This window comes from Acinetobacter sp. YH12108 (genome assembly GCF_013419055.1).
In the GTDB taxonomy this organism is placed as follows: Bacteria; Pseudomonadota; Gammaproteobacteria; order Pseudomonadales; family Moraxellaceae; genus Acinetobacter.
Genome location: NZ_VPAW01000012.1, coordinates 36,905 through 60,413, shown reverse-complemented (window position 1 = coordinate 60,413; position 23,509 = coordinate 36,905). Strand labels below are relative to the sequence as shown.

Here is a 23,509-nt window from a genome sequence, read left to right as displayed (position 1 = left end):
TCAGTATTGAGGATGTTGCATATAGTGAGTGATACTTTGTCAAAAAAATATGATCAATCCTTATATTCCGCTCATAACCGGCTGTTTTTCCGGCTGTTTCAGGTGGGAAACAGTCTAGATCGAAAATGCTTAAATGAGCTAAAAATATCTCCCGTGCATTGGGCGGTGCTCGGTGCCCTGTCTCGTCCTAAAGTTAAGTCTGGTATGTCTTTTTCAGATCTGACCGAATATCTGGGTGTAAGCCGACAAAATCTGGATGCCGTCTTAAAACGACTGGAACGTGATGGACTGGTAGAGCGTGTTATCAATGAACAGGATCGACGTGCCAAAATTGTTGCGCTTACCACGGAAGGTTTTCAGACCTGGGATAGCCTGCAGGATGATTTTTTTGAGTTTTATGGACAAGCCTTAAATAAACTGGCTTTTGATGATGTGATTACCCTGATTCATTTACTCAATAAAGTAAATGATGGTCTGAAAAGTATTCATCTGCAAAAAGAGTCGGACCAATAAAAAATAGAAATCTTATTTTTAAATTAAATAGATAAAAAATGAGCCCTTATGAGGCTCATTTTTAACATCATTGTTTAAAATGATCATTATGCTTTTTGTGGGTCATATTGACGATCTTTGATAAAGATCCCAGACACTGCACCACACAAGAAATAGGCACCGCCCATAATCAGGAAGCCCAAGCCAATTGAACCACCACTCGCTGCTGCGCCAATAATCGCAGGCGCAAACATGGCCCCAATACGCCCTGCATTATAAGCACCACCGACTGCTGTACCGCGGATTGACGTCGCAAAGCTTTCAGTCATATAAGTTGCGTTAATTGCATATGGAATACCATATAGGAAACCAAAGAAAATTAGCAGATAGGCAATATTATCGGGGGTGTTGAACAGCACAATTACGGGTAGAAAAATCGCCGTACCAATCGCGCCAAAAGAGAAAACGGCGCGTCGACCTAAACGGTCTGCAGCAAAACCGGCCAGAACTTTACCAAAAATCATGGCGACATAAGTCCCGATCATATAGCCCGCCATTGATTTAAAGTTCATGTGTAATTCAGATTCTAGATACGCCGGCATCCAGTTATTTACACCGTAATAGCCAAACTGCAGGAACCCAGCCGTAAAAATCCATAAAATAAACATTTTACGATTCGCAGGATCTGCAAAGATTTCTTTAATGGTACTTTTCTTAACAGGTTGTTTGGTGGTTTCTTCAGCGGGTGCATATAAACGCAGTAATCTTGCACGCTGCCACGATTCTGGTTCAGGAACCAGTTTCTGGATAAAAATCGCCATGACGGATGGGATAATCGCGACAAAAAACAGTGTACGCCAGCCATATTCAGGAATAATCCAACCTGCCAATACAGTAGCTACGATATAGCCGACCGTCCAACCTGCCTGTAAGGTACCTAAAATTGTAGTCCGGTATTTGGTTGGTACATATTCAGCCATCAGGGTACTGGCTGCAATATATAAAGACCCGATCCCAAACGCAGACAGGAAACGTAGTACCGCGAACTGTTCATAGTTTTGGGTAAAGCCCAAGGCTGCAGTTAATACTGAAAAGATCAGAATTGAAATAACGACTGTACGTACCCGGCCTAAACGGTCGCAAGCCCAGCCACCAATAAAACCGCCAATCGCCATACCCGCGAGTGTAAAACTACCCAAGGTGCCGGCTTGTAAATTACTTAAACCAAATTCTGCTTTCAGGCTATTTAAGCTGAAGGACAGCAGTAGCATATCCGCGCCATCGACCAGGAGTGCCAAAAAGGCAAAGACAAAGGCGATCTGCTGGGTTCGCTTGGTGGTGGGTTTTATCTTTGCGAGTTCTCTTTCTAAAAGTTGTTCTCTTACTAATTCCGTCATATTTAAATCTCTATTCCTATCCTTAGGTTTTTTCATTCTGATCTTGTGTATGCACACTTCTGTATGCATGCGCTTTAAGCGCGATCCGTTTTCAAAGCACAGTACTTACTCCTGTTCTTATAGTCTCATTCCCGAGACTTTTCCCTTTCCTGTTATTTTTGAATCGTATTTATTCTCGTCATCAGGCTAAAGAAGTTAGGATGATTTTTCAATCATTTTAGATGTTTTATTTTGTTAGACGAAATTAAGTATCGTAAAGTTGATTGTTTTTCCATTTTCATATAGCTTTAAAGCGATTATTAAAATGACATGTAATCTAAATAACATCGAACAAGGAGCGTAACGATGGGTGCTTTAACAGGCTTTCGTGTACTGGATTTAAGCCGGATTTTGGCTGGTCCTTGGTGTAGCCAGATTCTGGCGGACTTAGGTGCGGAAGTGATTAAAATTGAAAAGCCTGATCATGGAGATGACACACGCATCTGGGGACCACCTTGGCTTAAAAATAATCAGCAGGAAGATACCCATGAATCGGCTTACTATCTTTCAGCCAATCGCGGTAAACATTCAGTTGCCGTAGATTTATCTACTCCGGAAGGTCAACGCATTATCAAGAAACTCGCAGAACAGAGTGATGTAGTGATTGAGAACTATAAAGCGGGTTCGTTGAAAAGATATGGTCTGGATTATGAAAGTCTGAGCCAGATAAATCCGCGTCTGGTGTACTGTTCAATTACCGGCTTTGGCCAGAATGGCCCGCGTGCGCAAGAACCAGGCTATGACTTCATTGTTCAGGGTATGGGCGGTATGATGAGTGTTACGGGTGAACGTGATGACCTTCCAGGGGGTGGTCCGCAAAAAGCAGGTCTAGCCTTTGCTGATCTGACCACTGGCTTATATGCTGCAATTGCGATTCAAGCTGCTTTATTGTCCCGTGAAAAAACTGGTGAAGGTCAGCATATTGATATGGCACTGCTGGATACCCAGGTCGCTTCCCTCTCTGTTCTAGCCATGAATTATCTGACCTCAGGTAAAGTCCCTGGCCGCTTCGGAAATGCCCATGCCAATATTGTGCCTTATCAGGTGTTTAAAGCACAGGAAGGTGAATTCATTATTGCTTGTGGGAATGACCTGCAATTTCAAGCGCTGTGTCAGGCCGTGGGTTTGACCAAAGTGGCAGAAGATCCGCGTTTCTTGAAAAATTCAGGCCGGGTTACACATCGTGAAGAACTCACCACTCTCTTACAGGCTCATTTCTACTCTCAACCGGCAAAACACTGGGTAGATCTGATTCATGCAGTCAAAGTCCCAGTGGGCATGATCAATAACCTGAAACAGGCTTTGGAAGAAGAACAGGTTCTGGCGCGTGAAATGGTCATTCATATGCCGCATACTCTACGTGACGATTACACCTCGATTGGTTCGCCGATTAAACTTTCCAAGACCCCGGTAGAATATAAAAAAGCCCCACCTTGTCTGGGTGAAGATACAGATGCCATTTTGAGTCAGTATTTAAGCCCTGATGAAATGCAAGAATTAAAAAATAAAAAAGTCATCCAGCAGCGCTAAACTGCTCAGCAACAAAAAAAGGAATCGAAAGATTCCTTTTTTATTTTGACTATGTCATTTCTCAGCAGGCTTTGGCATCCGGCTGCACGGTTTTAGGCAACTCACGGCGTAGAATTTTACCGACTGCAGACTTTGGCAATCCAGACACAAACTCAATATATTTTGGCAGCTTATAACTGGTCAATTGTAGTCTCAGATAAGTCATGACTTCATTCTCGGTCAGACTGGTATCCTGTTTTACAATAAAAGCTTTCGGAACTTGTCCAGATTTTTCATCATCCACTCCAATGACGGCACATTCCAGTACTTTAGGATGTTTGGATAAAACGCCTTCCAGCTCATTTGGATAGACATTAAAGCCGGAGACCAGAATCATGTCCTTTTTACGGTCCAGAATGGTGATATAACCCTGCTCGTCCATACAACCGATATCACCTGTCAGGAAGAAACCATCTTTGGTAAATACCTGTGCTGTTGCTTCCGGTTGCTTCCAGTAACCTTTCATCACCTGAGGGCCGCGAATAGCAATTTCTCCAGCCTGATGAAGTGCTACAGGTTTTCCTTCATCATCCAGAATCTGAATTTCTGTGCCTGCCAATGGCAAGCCAATACTACCGCTAAAGCGCTTGCTTAAAGGTGGGTTAAATGTTGCCGTTGGTGAGGTCTCAGAAAGACCGTAGCCTTCATAGATATGACAGCCTGTGACTTCGTACCATAATTCTGCTGTATTTTTTAAAACAGATGCACCACCGCCTGTCGTGGTTTTTAGGCGTGAGTGATCCAGCTCGCGGAAACGTGGATGATGAGCCAATGCATTAAACATGGTATTCACGCCCGGAAACACCGTCGGTGGATGCTTATGATATTGATCTACCAATGCATCCAGATCTCTTGGATTTGGAATCAGGACATTGGCAAAACCGCGACTTAGTCCATAACTGAACAGGCAGATGGTAAAACCATAAATGTGATACAGCGGCAAGGCACAAAACACATATTCTTCTTCAGTGGCATAGCGGTCACCAAAATGGCTGATAAACACCGTACTGTTCTGGGCAATATTAAATAAGATATTGCGATGACTGAGTTCAGCCCCTTTGGAAACACCTGTAGTCCCACCGGTATATTGCAGAATGACAGTATCTTCCTGCTGCTGTACAGGCGCTACAAAATCAATCACCTGTACCTGATCAATGGCCTGCTTAAAGTCAGAAAAATGTTTATCAGGATATTGCGCTGTTTGGCTATAAATTGAAACTGACTGATCCTGAATGAAATCGAGCGGATGGGTAGAAATCACATGTTTTAGCGCAGAACATTCATCCAGATTATTTAACTGTTCTAAGGTTGAGCCCAGAATAATCAAGGCTTCTGCTCCTGAATCCTGAACTTGATGATACAACTCACGCTGGGTGTACATCGGGTTTACATTAACCAGAATATAACCCGCACGAATAATCGCGAAAGTCGCAATCGGATATTGAATAATATTCGGCAACATCACCGCGATGCGGCTACCGGCTGCTAGGCCTAGATTCTGTAGGTAAGTAGCCAGTTTCTGGCTATAAACATCAATCTCCTGATAGCTGAACTTTCGATCCAGATAAAAGAATGCAGTCTTATCCTTAAACTTAAGCAGATTCTCAGCAATCGTCGTACTCAAAGTTTTGTCAGGATCGGGCCGGGTAAATTCCGGATTGACGTTCCATTTTTTATATTCTTCCATCCATGGCTGACTTGTCATTACAGCACTCCTATCCTTGATTTTAAATTTATTTTGTATCGTGAAACTTTATTTTGATTAAAAAATAATAACGTTATCTTTCCTCCCAAATCAATGCAATATTTGGCTAATTTCAAATTTTTACAAATAAAATCACGAATTTTATGGCTAATTATTTGGATATATTTTATCAATTAATAATATGACATTTCTTATAGCGAAATAATAAATCAGTAAAAGCAACAAAAGAATGTGGATTCATTCTTATAAAACAACAACGTAACAAGAAAAGGATGTCGATGATGACGTATGAAACTTCAGTGCTAGAAGCTGAACGGGTCACAGTTCAGCCTAAAAAAATATGGATGACCGCATTTATTCTATGTTTTCTTATTTTACTTGCAGACGGTGTTGATCTGGCTTTTTTGGCCTATAGCCTCACCAGTATCAAAGCTGAATTTAATTTAACCACCGTTCAGGCAGGGGCCTTAGGGAGCTGGAGTCTGGTCGGTGGAGTGATTGGCGGATTAATTGGCGGTTGGGCCTGTGACCGTTTTGGCCGGGTGAAAGTTATTGTATTTTATATGATTCTTGCTTCCAGCTTATCCTGCACCTTGGGCTTTGTAGAATCTTACCATCAGTTTTTAATTATCCGCAGTATTGCAGCTATTGGACTGGGTTCCCTGTACATTGCCTGTAATACATTAATGTCAGAATATGTTCCGACAAAATACCGGACGACTGTTCTGGCGGCACTTATGACCGGTTTTACCTTAGGTTCATTATGTGCAACTTTACTGGCGGGCTGGATTATTCCTGAATATGGCTGGCGTATGCTGTACTGGATTACCATTTGCCCGATCGTTCTGGCTTTTCTGCTTTATTTCCTTGTTCCTGAGCCAGATTCATGGCTACGTTCACGTGAATTAAAACGTCAGGAAGCAGCTAGCAAAGTTAAGGTGAAAAAAGAGAATCCTTATAAAGTCATTCTCAAAGATAAAAATCACCGCTGGATATTTTTACTATGGATTTTAAGTGCAGGTGCCCTGCAATTTGGCTATGCCGGTTTAAGTAACTGGTTACCTGCCTATCTCGAATCGGATCTAGGCATCAGCTTTAAGGCCATGACTGGCTATATGGTTGGCACGTTTATGATCATGATTTTTGCCAAGATCGTCGCCGGGATTCTGGCAGATCGTTTCGGACGACGTGCCCTATTCGCTTTTGGAACCATGGGCACAGCTCTGTTTCTTCCGATTGTAATTTATTTCAATACACCGACCAATATCTTGTACCTGATGCTCATGTTCGGCTTCTTATATGGTATGCCATTTGCCATTAATGCCACGTATATGACTGAAAGCTTCCCTACTTCGATTCGTGGTACAGCTGTAGGTGGTGCATTCAATATAGGCCGTATCGGAGCAGTATTTGCACCACTCACTATTGGTTATTTTGCCCATGGAGGCTCAATTGGAACGGGACTACTAGTTATGGCAGGTGCCTATTTTATTTGCGGCCTGATTCCTGCACTGTTTATACGTGACCGCTTATATGATCCGCAAAAAGCAGATTAATCTCCATCATCTTTTGATAAAAAAACCAGTCAAATAGACTGGTTTTTTAATGAGTAAAATTTAAAAATCAGACAACTTTTCTTTGAGCATTTTCCATGTATTCATAATGGTAACCACTCCGAATAAAATGCTGGTTTTTGTCTCTGAATGAATGCGCATAATCTGGCCAGACTAAAGTCAGCTTGCGACTCACCGGGTCCAGATACCAGCTTTTACAGCTTTCTGATAACCAGACACTGCCTTGGGAAAGCTGCTGTAACTCCTGCATATAGGCATTTTCAGCATCTTGATCAGCTTCAAAGACCTGAATCTGTTCCTGTTCAAAAAACTGCAAGGCATCCAGTACCAGATCAAATTGGGTTTCCAGGAAATAAAGCGCTGAGTTATGCCCACTTCCGGTATTTGGACCGTTTAAGATAAACAGATTCGGAAAGTTATGGACTGTCGTAGATTGATAACCCTGCATACCACTAGACCATTGCTGCTCAAGGCTTAAGCCATGTTTACCTACCACCTTTGCCGCATAAGGTGGACGTGCTGCTTCAAATCCAGTAGCAAAGACGATGATATCTGCAGAAAACTCATTGCCGGACTTACTGATCACACCATCTTTCGTAATTTCAGCCAAAGCTGAATCTTCAAGCGTGACATTCGGTTTTAGAAAAGTTGGATAATAATCATTGGACAGCAATAAACGCTTGCAGCCTGGTTCATAATTCGGTGTGAGTTTTCGCTGTAATTCGGGATCTGGTATCTGGTGTTTCAAGAATTGCAGGCAGTTTTTCTTGACCCGCTCGATCTGGCTTTTCAGATTACGGCGCTGGGCAAAATTATATTCATTGCCCCAGAACAAGGAATGTCTTAACTCTGCCATGCTGTCCGGATCTTTGCGGAAAAGCTGTTTTTCTGACTCAGAATAAGGTCGGTCTGGTCGCGGCAAGATATACGGTGCACTGCGCTGCAATACGGTCAGGCTTTTGGCTGTTTTGGCAATTTCTGGTACAAGCTGTATGGCAGAAGCCCCTGAACCCACTACAACTACGCGCTGGTTTTCCAGATTTACTTCGTGATTCCAGCGTGCAGAATGCATCACCTGACCTTGGAATTCATCCAGTCCTAGAATTTGAGGTAAATGTTCATCTGCCAGATGTCCAGTAGCGGTGATTAGAAATTCTGCTTCATAAGAACCTTTAGATGTCTGAATATTCCAGATACGTTTTTCGGCATTCCAGCTGGCTTTTTCCAGTTGAGTCTGAAAATCGATATGTGGCCGGATATTTTCCTGATCACAGCATTGAATCAAATAGCGCTGAATTTCTGCCCCTTGCGGAAAGACACGTGACCAGTTGGGATTTTTAATAAACGAGAAAGAATATAAATGTGAGGGTACATCACAGGCGACACCGGGATAGGTATTATCACGCCATGTTCCGCCCACTTCTGCGGCACGTTCAATGATTTTAAAATCGTGAATGCCCTGCTGTTTAAGACGGATCGCCATGCCTAATCCACCAAAACCGCTGCCTACAATTAAAATCTTGCTGCGCTGTCCTTGAGCTTGCATTATTTTTCTCCTTTTTTTAAGGCATCATGGGCTGGATTTTCTGATTCGCCGGATACTGTTCTGGATGCTGGCTAAACTGGTTGATCAGTTGCACCACTTCCGCTGGCGCTTCAATATGGATTGCATGTCCTGAAGCTATTTCGATATAGCGGCTGTTCTGAATCGAAGCAAACAGTAATTTTGCTTGCGCTAAAGGCACCATCCGGTCTTCACGGCAAGCCACGATCAAAGTCTCCGCAGAGATGTTCGGCAAAATGGCGGTGATGTCAATGCGATAATTCAGTTCACGCTGTTTGGCTGCATCTTGAGAAGGCTTAACGAAGCGTGCCAGATCCAACACCTGCTGTTCACTACGTGCAGACAAATAATCATCGCTATACAGGCAATAATTCACAAAATGCGGTAAAGCTGCGGATTGATCGTTAAATAGCTGTTGCCAGATCGTGGTCCGTAGTTGTTGCACCGAGCTGGTTTTTGCCCAACCTGCTAACAGAATCAAACGTGCCACGCGCTGTTTAAGACTCGCAGCTACTTGTGTAGCAATCACAGCACCAAGTGAATAACCCACCACAGTAATTGCTTCATCTTCTGCAACTGCATGCTGGATCAGTGCTTCAACTTGTTGACTAAAATCAGTCACTGCCAGATCGGCTTTATCTGGAGTATGCAAATCAAGCGATAAAACCCGCTGATGGATACCGAGCATGGGGAAAATATAGCTGAAATGTTTGTCCGTATTTCCACCCGTACCATGGATCAGAATGATGGTGGGATATGAGGATTTCTGTCCGACTTCATGATAAGTCAGTTGCAGATCACCATAAGGACATTGTCGCGTAATCGTGTCTAAATCCATATAGACTCCTGATCTTGTTGTTTTATGGCCGATGTAATACTGAAAAGTACCTATCGATATTGAGTTTTGTGCAGGATAAAAAAAGTAGTAACAAAAAAAGACCCACGATCGAGAGATTGATCGTGGGCAAAAGGATTAATCGAATTTAAACTCTTCAGGAGTCAGCAGGAACAGGCTCTCACCACCCGCCTGAATATTGGCAATGTGGGTTGAAGTTCTTGGCAGAATACGTGCAAAGAAGAATTGCGCGGTTTTAATCTTCGCTGCATAGAACGGATCAGTATTGCCTTCCTCAATTTTTTGCTGCGCCGTAATCGCCATTTTCAGCCATAAATACGAAGACACCACATAACCAGAGAAATATAGGTAATCCACAGATGCCGCACCGATTTCATTGGCAGACTGTTGTGCCTGAGCCTGAATCGTTTTGGTTAATTCTAGCCATTGCTCAGTCAGCTGGCTCACTTGTGCAACCTGCTGGTTAAACTGGGCATGTTGCTGATGCTCTTTCACAAAACCTTGGATTTCATCGGTTAAGGCAGTCAACAAACCTAGTTTTGAACCCAGCACTTTACGCGCCAGCAAGTCGATTGATTGAATTTCAGTAGTACCTTCATACAGACTGGCAATACGTGCATCACGGGCAATCTGTTCCATGCCATGTTCAGCAATATAACCGTGACCACCAAAGACCTGCATACCATGTTTGGCCGCTTCTACACCTGTTTCGGTCATTAATGCTTTAGCAATTGGGGTCAATAATGCCAGACGGTCTTCTGCGGCTTTCTTCTCTTCAGGATTGTCCGTTGCTTCCGCAATATCAGCATAAGTCGCCAGATAGTAAGCCAAGGCACGTGAACCTTCTGCAAATACTTTTTGAGTCAGTAGCATATTACGCACCGCTGGATGAACGATGATTGGATCCGCAGGTAGGTTTGGCTCTTTGGCACCTTCAAGTGAACGCATCGCCAGACGGTCTTTGGCATAAGCCAACGCGCCTTGATAAGAAGATTCAGCTGCAGCCAAACCTTGAATCGCTGTACCAATACGCGCAGAGTTCATAAAAGTAAACATGCAGTTCAAGCCGCGGTTTTCAGGCCCGATCAGGAAACCTTTGGCATTATCAAAATTCAGTACACAGGTCGCATTGCCATGAATACCCATCTTGTGTTCAATCGCGCTACACACCACACCATTGCGTGAAGCCACATTTCCAGCTTCATCCAGATTGTATTTAGGCACGATAAACAGCGAAATACCTTTAGTACCTGCAGGCGCATCCGGTAAACGCGCCAATACAATGTGTACGATATTTTCAGCCAGGTCATGCTCACCTGCAGAAATAAAGATTTTCTCACCGCTGATGCTATAACTGCCATCTTTATTTGGCACTGCCTTAGTACGGATCAGACCTAAATCAGAACCTGCATGTGATTCAGTTAAACACATAGTTCCGGTCCAGCGACCTGCAATTAAAGGCACCAGGAATTTCTGTTTCTGTTCGTCGCTACCGTGATGCTCTAAGGTACGCATCGCACCATGTGACAGGCCTGGGTACATACCCCAAGACCAGTTAGTCGCCGTAATAATTTCTGAAATGGCAATACGGTATAAGGTCGGGAAGCCTTGGCCACCATATTTTTCATCACCAGTTAATGAGGTAAAACCAAGTTCTACATATTTGTCATAAGCCGCTTTAAAACCATCCGGTGTAGTCACGACGCCATCTTGCAGACGGCAGCCCTGCTGGTCGCCTGTCGCATTAATTGGTAGAAGTTCGTTTTGGCAAAAATCAGCAGCGACTTCCAGATATTGTTCCATAATATCCATAGAAACTTTGTCTGCGAACTTTGCATAGCCTTCGTATTTCTGTTCAACATTGAGCAGATCTTTCAGGACAAACTTCATGTCTTTTAATGGCGCAATATAATTTCTCATCGTAATTCCCTTGTATGAGTTCTAATTTGTATATTTATGACAATTAATTTCATAATACGAAATTATGTTTTAGGTCGAATATAATATAAGTGCATGGATAAAATCTAGTCATGACATAAAAAATCACATTTAAAAAATTAAAACTTTGGTATAAAAAAGCCATTCGGTAATGAATGGCTTTTTATTAAATGATCAAAATAAATCGATCTAGCGCGGGAAAAACTGAGCCAAACGTTGCTGAACAATCTGTTCTGCTTCTTGCATGATATTGTCAATCAGCGTTTGACAGGTTGGAATGTCATGGATTAACCCCATCACTTGACCTGCTGTCAGTACGCCTGCATCTACATCGCCATTTTCCAAAGCCAGCTTGCCTTTTAAGCCACTGACATAAGGGCGAATCTGTTCAAATTCCAGATTTGGATCTTCCCCCATTTTAACGACGAGGTCAGATACCGCATTTTTCGCAACACGCGCAGTATTTCTGAACTGGCGGTAAAGCAGATGCGTTGCCCTTTCATCATTGTCGACATAAAACTGCTTGATGTTGGGATGGATTGGCGCTTCTTGTGTGGCACAGAAACGTGTCCCCATATTGATGCCTTCAGCACCTAAAGCGAGTGCTGCTACCAGACCACGACCATCCGCAAAACCACCACTCGCTACAATCGGTATAGTGAGCTGATCAGCGGCTGCTGGAATCAGGATCAGCCCGGGAATATCATCTTCACCCGGATGGCCGGCACATTCAAAACCGTCAATCGAGATCACATCCGCACCGATTCGTTGTGCTGAAAGTGCATGTCTGACCGAGGTACATTTATGAATCACAATGATGCCGTGCTGTTTAAAGGCCTCAATATGTTCATGTGGCTTGTTACCTGCCGTTTCTACAATCTTGATTCCACTTTCAATAATGGCCTGACGATATTCGGCATACGGCGGTGGGTTTACAGCGGGTAATAAAGTTAAATTGACCGCAAAAGGCTGATCCGTCATTTCACGGCAACGTGCAATTTCCTTGGTCAGCGCTTCAGGTGTGGGTTGTGTCAATGCCGTCAGCGTTCCCAAACCACCCGCATTGGAGACTGCACTGGCCATTTCTGCGGTACCGACCCACATCATGCCGCCCTGAATAATCGGATAGCGAATGCCTAAAAGCTCGGTGATACGCGTTTGAATTTTCATGAATGCTCTCCTTAGCGTCCGGTAAATTGTGCAGGGCGTTTTTCGACAAAGGCCTGCACACCCTCTTTGTAGTCCTGGCTACTTAAGGCCAAGTATTGCAGGTTTTGTTCCAGCTCCAGTTGCTGATCCATGCTATTTTCAGCACTGCGTTGCAAAGCCTGTTTGGTTAAGGCCAGTGCATAGGTCGGCTGTCGTGCCAGTCGCTGTGCAAGCTCATCGATATAAGCATCAAATTCTGCATCAGGGATCATTTTCCAGACCATACCCATTTCAGCCGCTTCTTTGGCATGTACAGGCTCACCAAGTAAAGTCAGTGCCATGGCACGTGCATAGCCGATCAAACGCGGCAACATCCAGGTGCCGCCGGCATCAGGAATTAAGCCAATTTTAGAAAAGGCTTGAATAAATTTGGCACTTTCCTTGGCAATAACCAGATCGCAAGCCAGCGCGATATTGGCCCCTGCACCGGCAGCCACACCATTTACTGCCGCAAGCACCGGTTTGGGACTTTTACGAATCAGGTTGATCAAAGGATTATAATATTTGGCTAGAGAGCCTTCGGGAGGCAACGGCACACTACCGAGCTGCCCGGCACGTTCTTTTAAATCCTGTCCCGCTGAAAATGCCCGACCATTACCACGAATCACAATCACCCGAATATCCGAGTCTGTATTCCAACTTTTCAACACCTGCTGCACTTCCTCATGCATTTGCCGGTTAAAACTGTTGAGTGAATCTGGTCGGTTAAAACTTAAAGTCGCGACGCCTAGTTGAACCTGGGTCTGAATCATTTCCCACATCATCAATTTCCTTATTTTTTTGTCTGTATCTCTACAATTAATAGCCTTTATTGACATTCACCTGATGACACAAATCCAGCCCTTGATTTAAACGACGGTCATTTTCCAGAATCTGCTCTACCACCACAGACATCGGCGCATGTGAGGCGACATGTGGCGTTACCACAATTTTTTCGTGCTGCCAGAATGGATGGTCCGCAGGTAACGGCTCCTGCTCAAAGACATCGACAATTGCACCACGCAGATGACCTGAATCCAGTACATCCAATAAATCCTGCTCGATTAAATGCTGGCCACGCCCGACATGAATCAAAGCTGACTGTTCAGGCAGTTGCTGAAATAATTCAGCAGAAAGAATACCGGTATTTTCTTCAGTAAGTGGTAGCAGGTTAATCAGAATCTGACTTTGCGCCAGGAACTCGGAAAGCTGTTCTTGACCCACATAACTTTTAACTTGATTAATATCTTTTGGGGAATTCGACCAACCAGAAACTTGATAGCCCATGTCTGCGAAACGTTCTGCTACGTATCCGCCCATATGCCCCAGTCCCATAATCCCGATCTGGATATGATGGCTATAGCTCTGGCGATACTGCTTCCACAGCTGCTGCTTTTGCTGTTGGATCATACGGTCAAAATAACGCTGAAAATACAGCACGCCCCAAAGCAGATAATCAAACATGCCCTTTTGGTGATGTGGATCCAGTACCCGGCAAACGGCTTGATCTGGGCGTACAGCATTTAAGTTTAAATGTTCTACCCCAGCAGCAATCGAATGAATCAGGCCAAGCTTTGGTAGCTGCTGCACTTTTTCCAGATCTGGAAACCAGGCAGCAACCGTGGTTGCCTGTTCAGCTTCAGGGCTGTCAACTGTACAGAAACTACCAGCTGGCGCATATTTTTGAAAAGACTTGACCAGAATGGCTTCAATATTTGGTACAGAACTGGAAATAACAATCATGATGCATACTCCGTATATTGATGCTCAATCAGGGACAAAGCGGCCTGCCAGGCACGCTGTAAAATCGGTTCAATGAGAGGACTGGCGAACTGTTTGGCTGTTTTAATTCGGACTTCTTCAGCTGGATAATGCAACTCGGCACCGCCGCTTAAGGCCTTCACCTGTGCCTGACAGGCGCGTTCCAGGAAATAGATTTCATGAAAAGCCCGCGCAATGGTTTCCCCAGCTGTTAATAGCCCGTGATTGCGTAAAATCATGGCACGATGGTCGCCCAAGTCCTGAATCAAGCGTTCTTGTTCGTCAGTTGAAAGCGCAACGCCTTCATATTCGTGATAGGCCACATGCTGATAAAATTTCATGGCATGCTGGGAAATTGGGAGAAGGCCGTGTTTCTGCGCAGAAACAGCAATTCCATCCGCGGTATGCGTATGAATGACACAGTTCAGATGAGGATGCGCGTCATGAATTGCAGAGTGGATCACAAAGCCTGCCATATTCACCGGCTTGTCTTGTTCATAGCTTTCTACCACCTGCCCTTCATGATTAATCTTCACCAGCGTTGAGGCACGCATTTTTTCAAATGCGACACCATATTGATTAATCAGAAAGCAGTCTGGTTGATCTGGGACTCTTAGGCTGATGTGGGTATCAATCAGGTCAGTCATCCGATAATGCGCAATAATGCGATAAAGCGCTGCCAGTTCACAGCGTGCCTGCCATTCAGCAGCTGTAACGAGATTTTTTATTGTCATCATTCCATCCTGGAAAAATATAGCATTTCGATCACTATCTGTTATATCATAATTTTAGAAAAACAGAATATTATTTCATAAAGCGAAATATTTTATTAAAGGGAAGCTATATGACTACAGCTCAAATGAATGGACTTGAATATCTAACTGCAATTAAAAATGGCGAATTACCTGGCTCAGCGATGGGACAACTCATTCCCATGAAACTCAGTGTAGTCCGTGAAAACTATGTGGAATATGAAGTTTATCCAGATGAACGTCATTTCAACCTGCAAGGCGGCATTCATGGTGGATTCTGCGCCACGGTTCTAGACAGCGTAACCGGTGCAGCAGTTCATACTACAGTTGATGCGGGCGTGAGTTTTTCCACTATTGACCTGAATGTCAAAATGCTCAAAGCCATGAAAAATAGCGAAACTTATACTGCGATTGGCGAAGTGATCCGGATTGGACGCAATGTGTTGACTTCAGAAGGCCGAATTGTAGATAAAGACGGTAAAATTTATGCCTTTGGTTCAGCAACTTTATTGGTTACTGGCCGTAAATAATCCTTACGCTGATTTAAGCAATCCCTGCATTTGCAGGGATTTGTATTTCTATATAAATAGCCCAATAAAAAATGCCATGCATATCATCTATACATGGCATTAATACGATAACTAAAGCTGTTATGCAGCTTCAGGGTTTTCAATCACCATCGCCAGGCCTTGACCCAGACCGATACACAGGCTGATCACGGCATATTTTTTACCAGTACGCTGTAATTGACGCGCAACAGTTAAAGCCAAACGCGCACCTGAACAGCCTAGTGGATGGCCAATCGCAATGCCACCACCATTTGGGTTGACACGCGGATCATCAAAAGCCACATCCAGACCTTTCAGGCAAGATAACACCTGGCTGGCAAATGCTTCATTGATCTCGATAATGTCCATATCATCTAGCGTCAAACCTGCACGTTTTACAGCTTTTTTGATTGCTTCAATTGGGCCCGCACCCATGATGCGTGGCTCAATGCCAGCGGCTGCAGAAGACAGAATACGAGCTAAAGGTTTTAAGCCATACTGTTCCTGAACTTTTTCACTGCCGATAATCAGTGCTGCAGCGCCGTCATTGATACCTGATGCATTACCTGCAGTCACAACACCACCTTCGAAAAGCGGTTTTAACTTGGATAATGCTTCAAATGTCGAAGATGGACGTGGATGTTCATCTTCAGTCACTAATTTAGGCGGCAATTTACGCCCTTGTGAAACTTCAATCGGGGTAATTTCACCTTCAAAGAAACCTGCTTCTTTTGCAGCTTGATATTTCGCTTGTGATGCAGCAGCAAAAGTATCTGCCTGTTCACGCGTAATGCCAAACTCTTCAGCAACGTTATCACCTGTTTCTGGCATACTGTGCGCGCCAAATTGATCGGTGAATTTACGATTTGGGAAACGTGTACCAATGGTGGTGTCATAGATTTTGGCATCACGTGAATACGCGCTTTCAGCTTTAGCCATTACAAATGGTGCACGCGTCATGCTCTCTACACCACCTGCAATATACAGTTCGCCTTCACCTGCGGTAATGGCACGTGCTGAATCAATCACAGCACCGAGACCTGATGCACATAAGCGGTTTACCGTTTGACCCGGAACTGTCACTGGCATACCTGCAAGCAGTGCCGCAAAACGAGCCACGTTACGGCTGTCTTCACCGGCCTGATTGGTGCTGCCAAAGATCACATCTTCTACGTCAGCTGCTGGAATACCGGTTTTTTCTAGCAGGTTTTTAATAACTGTTGCTGCTAGATCATCTGGACGTACGCTTGCCAGGCTTCCTGCGTGGCGACCGATTGGTGAACGTAAACCATCATAAATATAGGCATTTAACATGAGTGTTATTCCTTTAACTTTTTAATTAATGTGTAGTATGAACAAGAGCTAAACCGAGCTGAACGCGGCGGCGCAACCAAGGACTTGGGCGGTAACGCTGGTCACGAGTAATCGCAGTCATACGATCCAGAATTTTCAGGATTTTTTCAGCACCTAATACATCGCCCCATTCAATTGGGCCGTATGGATAACCAAGGCCTAATTTCACGGCAATATTAATGTCTTCTACAGTGGCAACACCTTGCTGGGCAATATCACAGCCAAGATTCACGATCATGGCCAAAGCACGCTGAGCCACAAAGCCGACGCTTTCCTGAATTGTGCTCGCAGTCACACCATCCAGATTGAAAATCGATTGGGCTGCTTTTATCAGTTCAGCTTTGGTCACAAACGTTGGCATTAAAGTACGGTGTTTATTCAGACCGTAAAGTAGATCGATACAGACTACTTGTTGCGGAGACACCTGATAGCGGACTGCGGCTGAAGTGGCATCTTCACCATAAGTCGCAATTAAAATTAAAGCATCTGCTGAAGGTGTTTCAGTTTGCTCAATCTGGATGTTGAACTGCTGCAGATATTGCTCAAGCGCCTGACGGTCTTCGCTATATTCTGTACCTAACCAAACCGATGGATATTGATCCAGCTTTTCAACCAGTGTTGGAGCCACATCACCTACTTTGCTACCTGAAGTGTAATCATAAAAACCTTTACCAGTTTTACGACCTAGCTGTTTAGCAATAAAACGCTGGCGGGTAATCACGCTTGGGCGGTAACGCGCTTCTTCATAATATTGGTGATAGATCGATTCGCTCACTGGATGAGATACATCCATCCCGGTCAGATCGCCTAACTCGAATGGCCCCATCTTGAAACCGATCCCGTCACGGTAGATGCGATCAATTTCATAAAATGGAGTGACATTTTCATTCAGAATTGCATAGGCTTCGCTACCAAAAGCACGGCCAGCATGGTTAATGATAAATCCCGGAGTATCTTTGGCTTTTACCGGGCGATGTCCCATCTTGGTCGACAACTGAGTAAGTGCATCCACAATATCAGTACGGGTATTAAAGCCTTCAATGACCTCAACCACTTTCATCAGTGGAACCGGGTTAAAGAAGTGATAACCGGCAACGCGTTCCGGCTGGCTGCAATTGGCAGCAATCGCACTAATGGATAGTGAAGATGTATTGGATGCCAGAATTGCTTCCGGTTTTACGATACCTTCCAGTTGCTGCATCAGCTTTTGTTTGATTTCCAGATTTTCAATAATCGCTTCAACGATTAAATCGCAATCTTTCAGATCTTCGATCTGATGAGCAATCGATAAATGAGCAAGATCTTCAGCAGCTTTTTCATGGCTGAATTTACCTTTATCAGCCAAGGTATTTAATGTTTTAGCCAGCTTTTCCTGTGCCTGTTCAGCAGCACCCGCTTTGGCATCAAACAACACCACATCATGACCGGACTGAATCGCGATCTGGGCAATGCCCGCACCCATGGTACCTACGCCAATAATACCGATTTTCTGAATTTGAATGCTCATGCTTATCGTCCCTGATAATTTGGTTTACGTTTTTCGATAAAGGCTTGCATACCTTCTTTTTGATCTTCTGAAGAAAACAGCATCTGGAAGGATTTACGTTCCAGCATTAAGCCGGCATTGAGTGGCACATCTTCAGCCAGTAAAGCCACTTCCTTGATTTGTTCAAGCGCAATTGGCGGCATTTTTGCCAAACCTTCAGCCATTTTGATTGCTGTTGCAAGGGTTTCGCTGTCTTCAGTTACTTGAGACACCAGACCAATCTGATACGCTTCTGGTGCAGGAACCAGACAACCCGTCATAATGATGCGCATTGCATGAAATTTACCCACGGCACGGAATAAACGCTGTGTACCACCAGCACCCGGCATTACCCCTACTTTGACTTCAGGCTGACCGAACTGGGCACTTTTTCCAGCAATGATAATGTCCGCATGCATTGCCAGTTCACAACCGCCGCCCAATGCATAACCGTTTACTGCTGCAATCACTGGTTTTGAACATTGTGCAATCGCTTGCCAGTAACGTTCGGTACGACGCTGCATCATCTGGATCGTTACAGCATTTGCCAGTTCTTTAAGGTCAGCGCCTGCAGCGAAGTCAGTTTCACCGCCAGTGAGAATAATGGCACGGATATTTTCATCGTCATTCAATTGCAGAAAAGCCGCAGCCAGTTTCTGACGCACTTCTGTATTCAGGGCATTTTTAGCTTCTGGACGATGGATCTTGACCATCGCCACATGTGTCGAGATTTGCTCTACTTGAACTACCTGTTCCATCAAAAATCTCCATTTATTTTGTATAGCGAAATTTTATTTTATATAAAACTACGGTTTCTAGACCCATAAATCAAGATTTTTTCTCTCAAAAACTCAAAAAAGTTATTTTTTAATAAAAATTAGAGTAAAAACTCTTGTTCAGTTGGCTATTTTATGATTAATTGATTTCGCAATACGGAATTAATTATTTAATTCGAATTTTGGTTATTCATTTATGTAAATATTAACCACAATACAAAAAAAAAATTAATTTCCGTCATAAGGATACTACGTTGTTCAGTGATTTTTCACTCAAGGTGAAACGGAAAAATCAGATCCAGCCTGATCGTAACAGGGCGAATGCGCACAGACGCTTAGACCTTAGATGAGGAAAATGCTTTTCCGTGAGGAAGAAAATGGATTTAGCGGTAGCAGAGGAATGCTACTTTAATATATAGAGGATATAAGAATGACAAGCGATACCATCGTAGCTGAGGAAACTAAAACGGGGGTCTCCTCCGACGACACCGTTAAGCAGGCACCTAAACGCCTGTGGATGACGGCCTTTGTCTTCGCTTTTTTGATTTTACTATGTGACGGTGCAGACATTGGTATTCTGGCTTTCAGCTTGACCAGTTTGAAAGCAGAATGGGGGCTAACTTCTGTACAGGCCGGTGCCTTGGGAAGTTATTCTCTTTTGGGTATGGGGATCGGTGGCTTTATTGGCGGATGGGCCTGTGACAAATTCGGTCGCGTACGTGTCATCGTATTGGCCACTATTTCCTTCTCGATTTTGTCTGCCTATTCAGGTTTTGCCCAGTCTTATCAAGAGTTTGCGATTTTACGTACCCTTTCGTGCTTAGGTTTAGGCTGTTTATATATTGCCTGTAATACCCTGATGTCAGAATACGTACCGACCAAATACCGTACTACAGTACTGGCAACATTAATGACTGGTTTCACTTTAGGCTCATTGGTGATTACCATGGTTTCTGGCTGGATTATTCCTGAATTCGGCTGGCGTATGCTGTACTGGGTAACAATTGCCCCATTAGCTTTGGGTATTTTGATGCACTTCATGGTACCAGAGCCAGAGTCATGGAAACGTGTGCGTGAAATGAAAAGAACTGGTCAGATCGTGGATAATGATGCCAAAAAAGGCAATCCATATATCACCATTCTTAAAGATAAAACCCATGGCAAGATGTTCATCTTGTGGTCTTTCAGCTCTGGTTTCCTGCTATTCGGTTATTTCGGTGTAAGTAACTGGTTACCAAGTTATCTTGAAGCTGAATTAGGTATTAAATTCAAGGAAATGGCGCTATACATGGTAGGTACCTTTGTCACCATGATGTTTGCCAAAATCATTGCAGGTTATGTGGCTGATAAAATTGGTCGTCGTATTGTGTTTGCTTTCGGCACCATGGGAACAGCGCTGTTTATTCCTGTTGTCGTATATATGCACAATGCCGATAACATTGGTGTGCTGATGCTGATCTTCGGCTTCCTGTACGGTATTCCATATGCGATTAATGCAACCTATCTCACTGAAAGTTTCCCAACTGGTGTTCGTGGTACAGCAGTCGGTGGTGCATTCAATATCGGTCGTATCGGTGCAATCTTCGCTCCAATTACGATTGGTTATCTAGCGATGAATGGTTCGATCGGTACGGGTCTATTGGTGATGGGTGCAGCTTACTTCCTTTGCGGCTTGATTCCTGCCCTGTTTATTAAAGACCGTTTATACGATCCACAAAAAGCAGAATAAGTTTTAACTTAGGAGGGCTATGAATTCATTGCCCTCCTTCATCCATATTTTTATGACTTTAAATATCGAATACATGCCCTTTGACCTGAACAGGATGTTTCTTGGTTGAACGAGAATCGTATTCATCATTCAAAAGTCAGCATCTCTGCATTTAGCAATGAGAGCAATGACAAGGAAAGATTTTCCTTTTTAGATATCAGAAAATTTCTTTAGGGATTAAGAAATGAAAAAATTAGTTTTAGCGACATTATGTGGTATTGCTTCAGCACAGGCATTTTCAGCAGAAGCGTCTGAAGACCGGATGCAGTTTTTAGAATCACAGTTAAAGCAAATCCAGGCTGAACTGGAACAGCAAAAGGCTGCACAACTTGCGTTAAAGAACCAGCAAGAAGAAGCCAAAGCACAAGACTCTAAAACGCTGAGTTCGATGGTGGATAATGTCGATGTTTATGGATTGATTCGCTTTGATGGCGCAGTTGATTTCAAAAGTACCCCTGAAGCTCGTGGCCGTACTATTAACCAGATTAATAAAGTGCCTTTTACTGAACCTGACTCTACCCGTTCAGATTTTACTGCTGCTGCCAGCCGAATTGGTTTCCTGGCGAAAGACTTGGGTGGAAATCCAAATGTTTCTGCACGTTTAGAAGCTGACTTCTGGACCAATAATGGTAAAGGCGATGGTGGACTACGTATCCGTCATGCACATTTAAAATACTATAACTGGACTTTTGGTCAGGCCTGGTCATTAATGTCGACACCAGAAATTAGTACTGAAGCTGTCGATTACAGTTTATTGCTGGGTGGATCAGTTCTACGTACCCCTCAAGTCAGCTATGCTTTCAAACTTGATCCGGAAAATACCTGGAATGTAGGTCTGGAGTATATGGCCGGTGGTGATCGCTCTTCTGCCTTGCCTGCTTTAACCACTAAATATGTTCATCAATCAGGTCCGCTGCATTTATTGGCTCAAGGCTTTGTCAATCAAAAGCAGGCGCAAACAGATACAGGTGATATTGAAAAAGTTGGTTGGGGTGTAGGCCTTGGTGGACGTTATCATCTCAATGATCAAAACTCGATCCAGGGTAACTATTTCCATATGGTCGGTGACCAGCGTATTGCAGCTTTCTTGACTCAAGGTTCAACCACCGACGGTGCTGCCTGGGGTGGAGATTACTCAGTCGATCCAATCAATAACGAACTTTTACTCAATGAGTTTAATAGTTTGAATATCGGCTTTACGCATAAATTTACGCCAAAACTACGTAGTAGCATTAATGCCAGCGTGGTAGATTTTGATGATTCTAGCGACTATGCACGCGCGAATCCTGAAACCAATAAACGTTTAACTGACTATGTAGCGAACGTGATTTATTCTCCAGTTCCAAAGGTTAATCTGGGCGCAGAATATCACCACGGTAAGCGTGAAACTTTTGATAATCGAGAAGCGGATGTTTCTCGTGTGAACTTATCAGCGACTTATAGTTTCTAAAGCCTTAGGAGACAAGGATGTCAGCCCAAGGGCAAATTTCAAGAAAGTTTATGTTTATGATGGCTATGACCTGCGCACTTTGCGCAGGTTGTAACTATTTTAACCAGCCATTAATTTATTCTATCGCAGAAGATCTGCATATCAGTGTGGCCGAGTCTGGCTGGACTGTCGTTTTAACCCAGATTGGTTATGCCACTGGGTTATTTTTGTTTGTACCTCTAGGCGATTTATTTGAAAAACGTCTCTACATTTGTAGCCTCATGCTATGTACCGGTCTGGCATTGATCGGGCTTTCTGCCAGTACTAATCTGCATATGCTGTATGGTTTTACCCTGCTCGCCTCTTTCTGTTCGATTACCACCCAGATTCTGATTCCTTTTGCGGCCAACCTGTCTCAAAGAGAAAAAAGTGCTGAAGTGGTTGGTCTGTTGATGAGTGGTGTTTTGGTCGGTATTCTGTTTGCCCGGACTGTATCAGGACTGATTTCTACCTTATGGTCTTGGCATGCCGTTTACCTATTGAGTGGCTGTTCTATTCTCTTATTGAGTATCGCTATGTGGTATCAGTTACCTAAAGCGAAAAGCCAGCTACAAATGAGCATCATGCAGATTTATCGCTCACTATTTACCTTTGCCAAAACTGAACCGATGCTGATTCGACGCAGCATCATTGGTGGTTTGGGCTTTGGTATGCTGAGTATTATTTTTACCACCATGACTTTTGTACTGGCGGAAGCCCCCTACCATTTTAATGATTTCCAGATTGGGTTAATGGGCATCGTTGGTATAGTCGGCATCTGGTCATCACAATGGACCGGTAAAATGATTGGTCGACATCGGGAAAAATGGGTTGCACAACTCGCTACCACAGGATTAATTCTGGCCTGGATTCCGTTATTTTTTGCGCAAAGCTATTTATGGGTATATATCATTGGTTTAATTCCCGCTTATTTTGGGATTTCTTCACTGCACGTCTTAAACCAGAATTTGGTATACCGGATCTCGGTTCAGGCCCGTTCCCGTATTAATGCCATTTATATGACCTGTTACTTTTCAGGTGCTGGGATTGGTGCATTTCTATCGCTAAATCTATGGAAAATGTATGGCTGGTCAGCCTGCGTTGCATTAGGCTTTGTCTTTGCCTTGCTGATCTTTAGTATTAACCGTTACGACCTAAGCCGAGAACGCAATCTGGTCAATATCCAGTCCCAGTCATAATCAATCTAAACTCATACCTTGTGCACTCATAGAATAT

General features: G+C 43.7%; 19 protein-coding genes. 7 read left to right on the top strand and 12 right to left on the bottom strand.

Annotation, left to right across the window (positions count from 1 at the left end):
• Positions 1 to 24 precede the first annotated feature (24 nt).
• On the top strand, positions 25 to 513 hold the full coding sequence (locus FTU46_RS09495; protein WP_034706362.1) for a MarR family winged helix-turn-helix transcriptional regulator: 489 nt from the start codon (positions 25 to 27) through the stop codon (positions 511 to 513).
• Between the two features lie 86 nt (positions 514 to 599).
• Here FTU46_RS09495 and FTU46_RS09490 read toward each other — a convergent pair whose 3' ends face one another.
• Complete coding sequence (locus tag FTU46_RS09490) at positions 600 to 1,889, bottom strand: MFS transporter (protein WP_180104867.1); 1,290 nt, start codon at positions 1,887 to 1,889, stop codon at positions 600 to 602.
• Positions 1,890 to 2,234: 345 nt separating this feature from the next.
• On the opposite strand from FTU46_RS09490, the gene FTU46_RS09485 reads away from it, so the two are divergent.
• On the top strand, positions 2,235 to 3,458 hold the full coding sequence (locus FTU46_RS09485; RefSeq protein ID WP_180104866.1) for a CaiB/BaiF CoA-transferase family protein: 1,224 nt from the start codon (positions 2,235 to 2,237) through the stop codon (positions 3,456 to 3,458).
• Between the two features lie 61 nt (positions 3,459 to 3,519).
• Here the strand turns inward: FTU46_RS09485 and FTU46_RS09480 are convergent, their stop codons facing one another.
• Positions 3,520 to 5,202: an AMP-binding protein gene (locus FTU46_RS09480; protein ID WP_180104865.1), complete on the bottom strand. Its 1,683-nt coding sequence runs from the start codon at positions 5,200 to 5,202 to the stop codon at positions 3,520 to 3,522.
• A 281-nt stretch (positions 5,203 to 5,483) separates the two neighbouring features.
• Between FTU46_RS09480 and FTU46_RS09475 the strand changes: the two genes are divergently transcribed.
• Positions 5,484 to 6,758 carry an MFS transporter gene (locus tag FTU46_RS09475; RefSeq protein WP_180104864.1) on the top strand — a complete coding sequence of 425 codons (1,275 nt, stop codon included), beginning with the start codon at positions 5,484 to 5,486 and terminating at the stop codon, positions 6,756 to 6,758.
• A gap of 67 nt (positions 6,759 to 6,825) precedes the next feature.
• On the opposite strand, the gene FTU46_RS09470 is transcribed toward FTU46_RS09475, so the two are convergent.
• From FTU46_RS09470 to FTU46_RS09440, 7 genes are all read right to left on the bottom strand, one after another.
• Positions 6,826 to 8,322, bottom strand: coding sequence for an NAD(P)/FAD-dependent oxidoreductase (locus tag FTU46_RS09470; protein ID WP_180104863.1), 1,497 nt, complete (start codon positions 8,320 to 8,322; stop codon positions 6,826 to 6,828).
• Between the two features lie 16 nt (positions 8,323 to 8,338).
• Complete coding sequence (locus FTU46_RS09465) at positions 8,339 to 9,178, bottom strand: alpha/beta fold hydrolase (RefSeq protein WP_180104862.1); 840 nt, start codon at positions 9,176 to 9,178, stop codon at positions 8,339 to 8,341.
• 135 nt (positions 9,179 to 9,313) lie between these two features.
• Complete coding sequence (locus FTU46_RS09460) at positions 9,314 to 11,116, bottom strand: acyl-CoA dehydrogenase C-terminal domain-containing protein (RefSeq protein ID WP_180104861.1); 1,803 nt, start codon at positions 11,114 to 11,116, stop codon at positions 9,314 to 9,316.
• 207 nt (positions 11,117 to 11,323) lie between these two features.
• On the bottom strand, positions 11,324 to 12,304 hold the full coding sequence (locus FTU46_RS09455; protein ID WP_125278515.1) for a nitronate monooxygenase family protein: 981 nt from the start codon (positions 12,302 to 12,304) through the stop codon (positions 11,324 to 11,326).
• An 11-nt stretch (positions 12,305 to 12,315) separates the two neighbouring features.
• Positions 12,316 to 13,104 carry an enoyl-CoA hydratase-related protein gene (locus FTU46_RS09450; RefSeq protein ID WP_180104860.1) on the bottom strand — a complete coding sequence of 263 codons (789 nt, stop codon included), beginning with the start codon at positions 13,102 to 13,104 and terminating at the stop codon, positions 12,316 to 12,318.
• Between the two features lie 37 nt (positions 13,105 to 13,141).
• Positions 13,142 to 14,065, bottom strand: a complete 924-nt coding sequence (locus tag FTU46_RS09445) for a glyoxylate/hydroxypyruvate reductase A (RefSeq protein WP_180104859.1) — start codon at positions 14,063 to 14,065, stop codon at positions 13,142 to 13,144.
• Positions 14,062 to 14,817, bottom strand: a complete 756-nt coding sequence (locus FTU46_RS09440) for a class II aldolase/adducin family protein (RefSeq protein ID WP_159123591.1) — start codon at positions 14,815 to 14,817, stop codon at positions 14,062 to 14,064. Before FTU46_RS09440 ends, FTU46_RS09445 begins: the two co-directional genes overlap by 4 nt.
• Before the next feature lie 110 nt (positions 14,818 to 14,927).
• Between FTU46_RS09440 and FTU46_RS09435 the strand changes: the two genes are divergently transcribed.
• Positions 14,928 to 15,365, top strand: coding sequence for a PaaI family thioesterase (locus FTU46_RS09435; RefSeq protein WP_159123592.1), 438 nt, complete (start codon positions 14,928 to 14,930; stop codon positions 15,363 to 15,365).
• A 120-nt stretch (positions 15,366 to 15,485) separates the two neighbouring features.
• Here FTU46_RS09435 and FTU46_RS09430 read toward each other — a convergent pair whose 3' ends face one another.
• The 3 genes from FTU46_RS09430 to FTU46_RS09420 are packed head-to-tail and all read right to left on the bottom strand — an operon-like array spanning position 15,486 to position 19,019.
• A complete protein-coding gene (locus tag FTU46_RS09430; RefSeq protein WP_159123593.1) occupies positions 15,486 to 16,697 on the bottom strand; it encodes a 3-oxoadipyl-CoA thiolase in 1,212 nt (403 codons plus the stop codon).
• A gap of 25 nt (positions 16,698 to 16,722) precedes the next feature.
• Positions 16,723 to 18,243, bottom strand: coding sequence for a 3-hydroxyacyl-CoA dehydrogenase (locus FTU46_RS09425; protein ID WP_180104858.1), 1,521 nt, complete (start codon positions 18,241 to 18,243; stop codon positions 16,723 to 16,725).
• Positions 18,244 to 18,245: 2 nt separating this feature from the next.
• Positions 18,246 to 19,019, bottom strand: a complete 774-nt coding sequence (locus tag FTU46_RS09420) for an enoyl-CoA hydratase (RefSeq protein ID WP_180104857.1) — start codon at positions 19,017 to 19,019, stop codon at positions 18,246 to 18,248.
• 448 nt (positions 19,020 to 19,467) lie between these two features.
• Between FTU46_RS09420 and FTU46_RS09415 the strand changes: the two genes are divergently transcribed.
• From FTU46_RS09415 to FTU46_RS09405, 3 genes are all read left to right on the top strand, one after another.
• Positions 19,468 to 20,766, top strand: a complete 1,299-nt coding sequence (locus FTU46_RS09415) for an MFS transporter (protein WP_125278508.1) — start codon at positions 19,468 to 19,470, stop codon at positions 20,764 to 20,766.
• Positions 20,767 to 20,989: 223 nt separating this feature from the next.
• Positions 20,990 to 22,255, top strand: a complete 1,266-nt coding sequence (locus FTU46_RS09410; protein WP_180104856.1) for a DcaP family trimeric outer membrane transporter — start codon at positions 20,990 to 20,992, stop codon at positions 22,253 to 22,255.
• Between the two features lie 17 nt (positions 22,256 to 22,272).
• Positions 22,273 to 23,472 carry an MFS transporter gene (locus FTU46_RS09405; RefSeq protein WP_180104855.1) on the top strand — a complete coding sequence of 400 codons (1,200 nt, stop codon included), beginning with the start codon at positions 22,273 to 22,275 and terminating at the stop codon, positions 23,470 to 23,472.
• Positions 23,473 to 23,509: the final 37 nt, after the last annotated feature.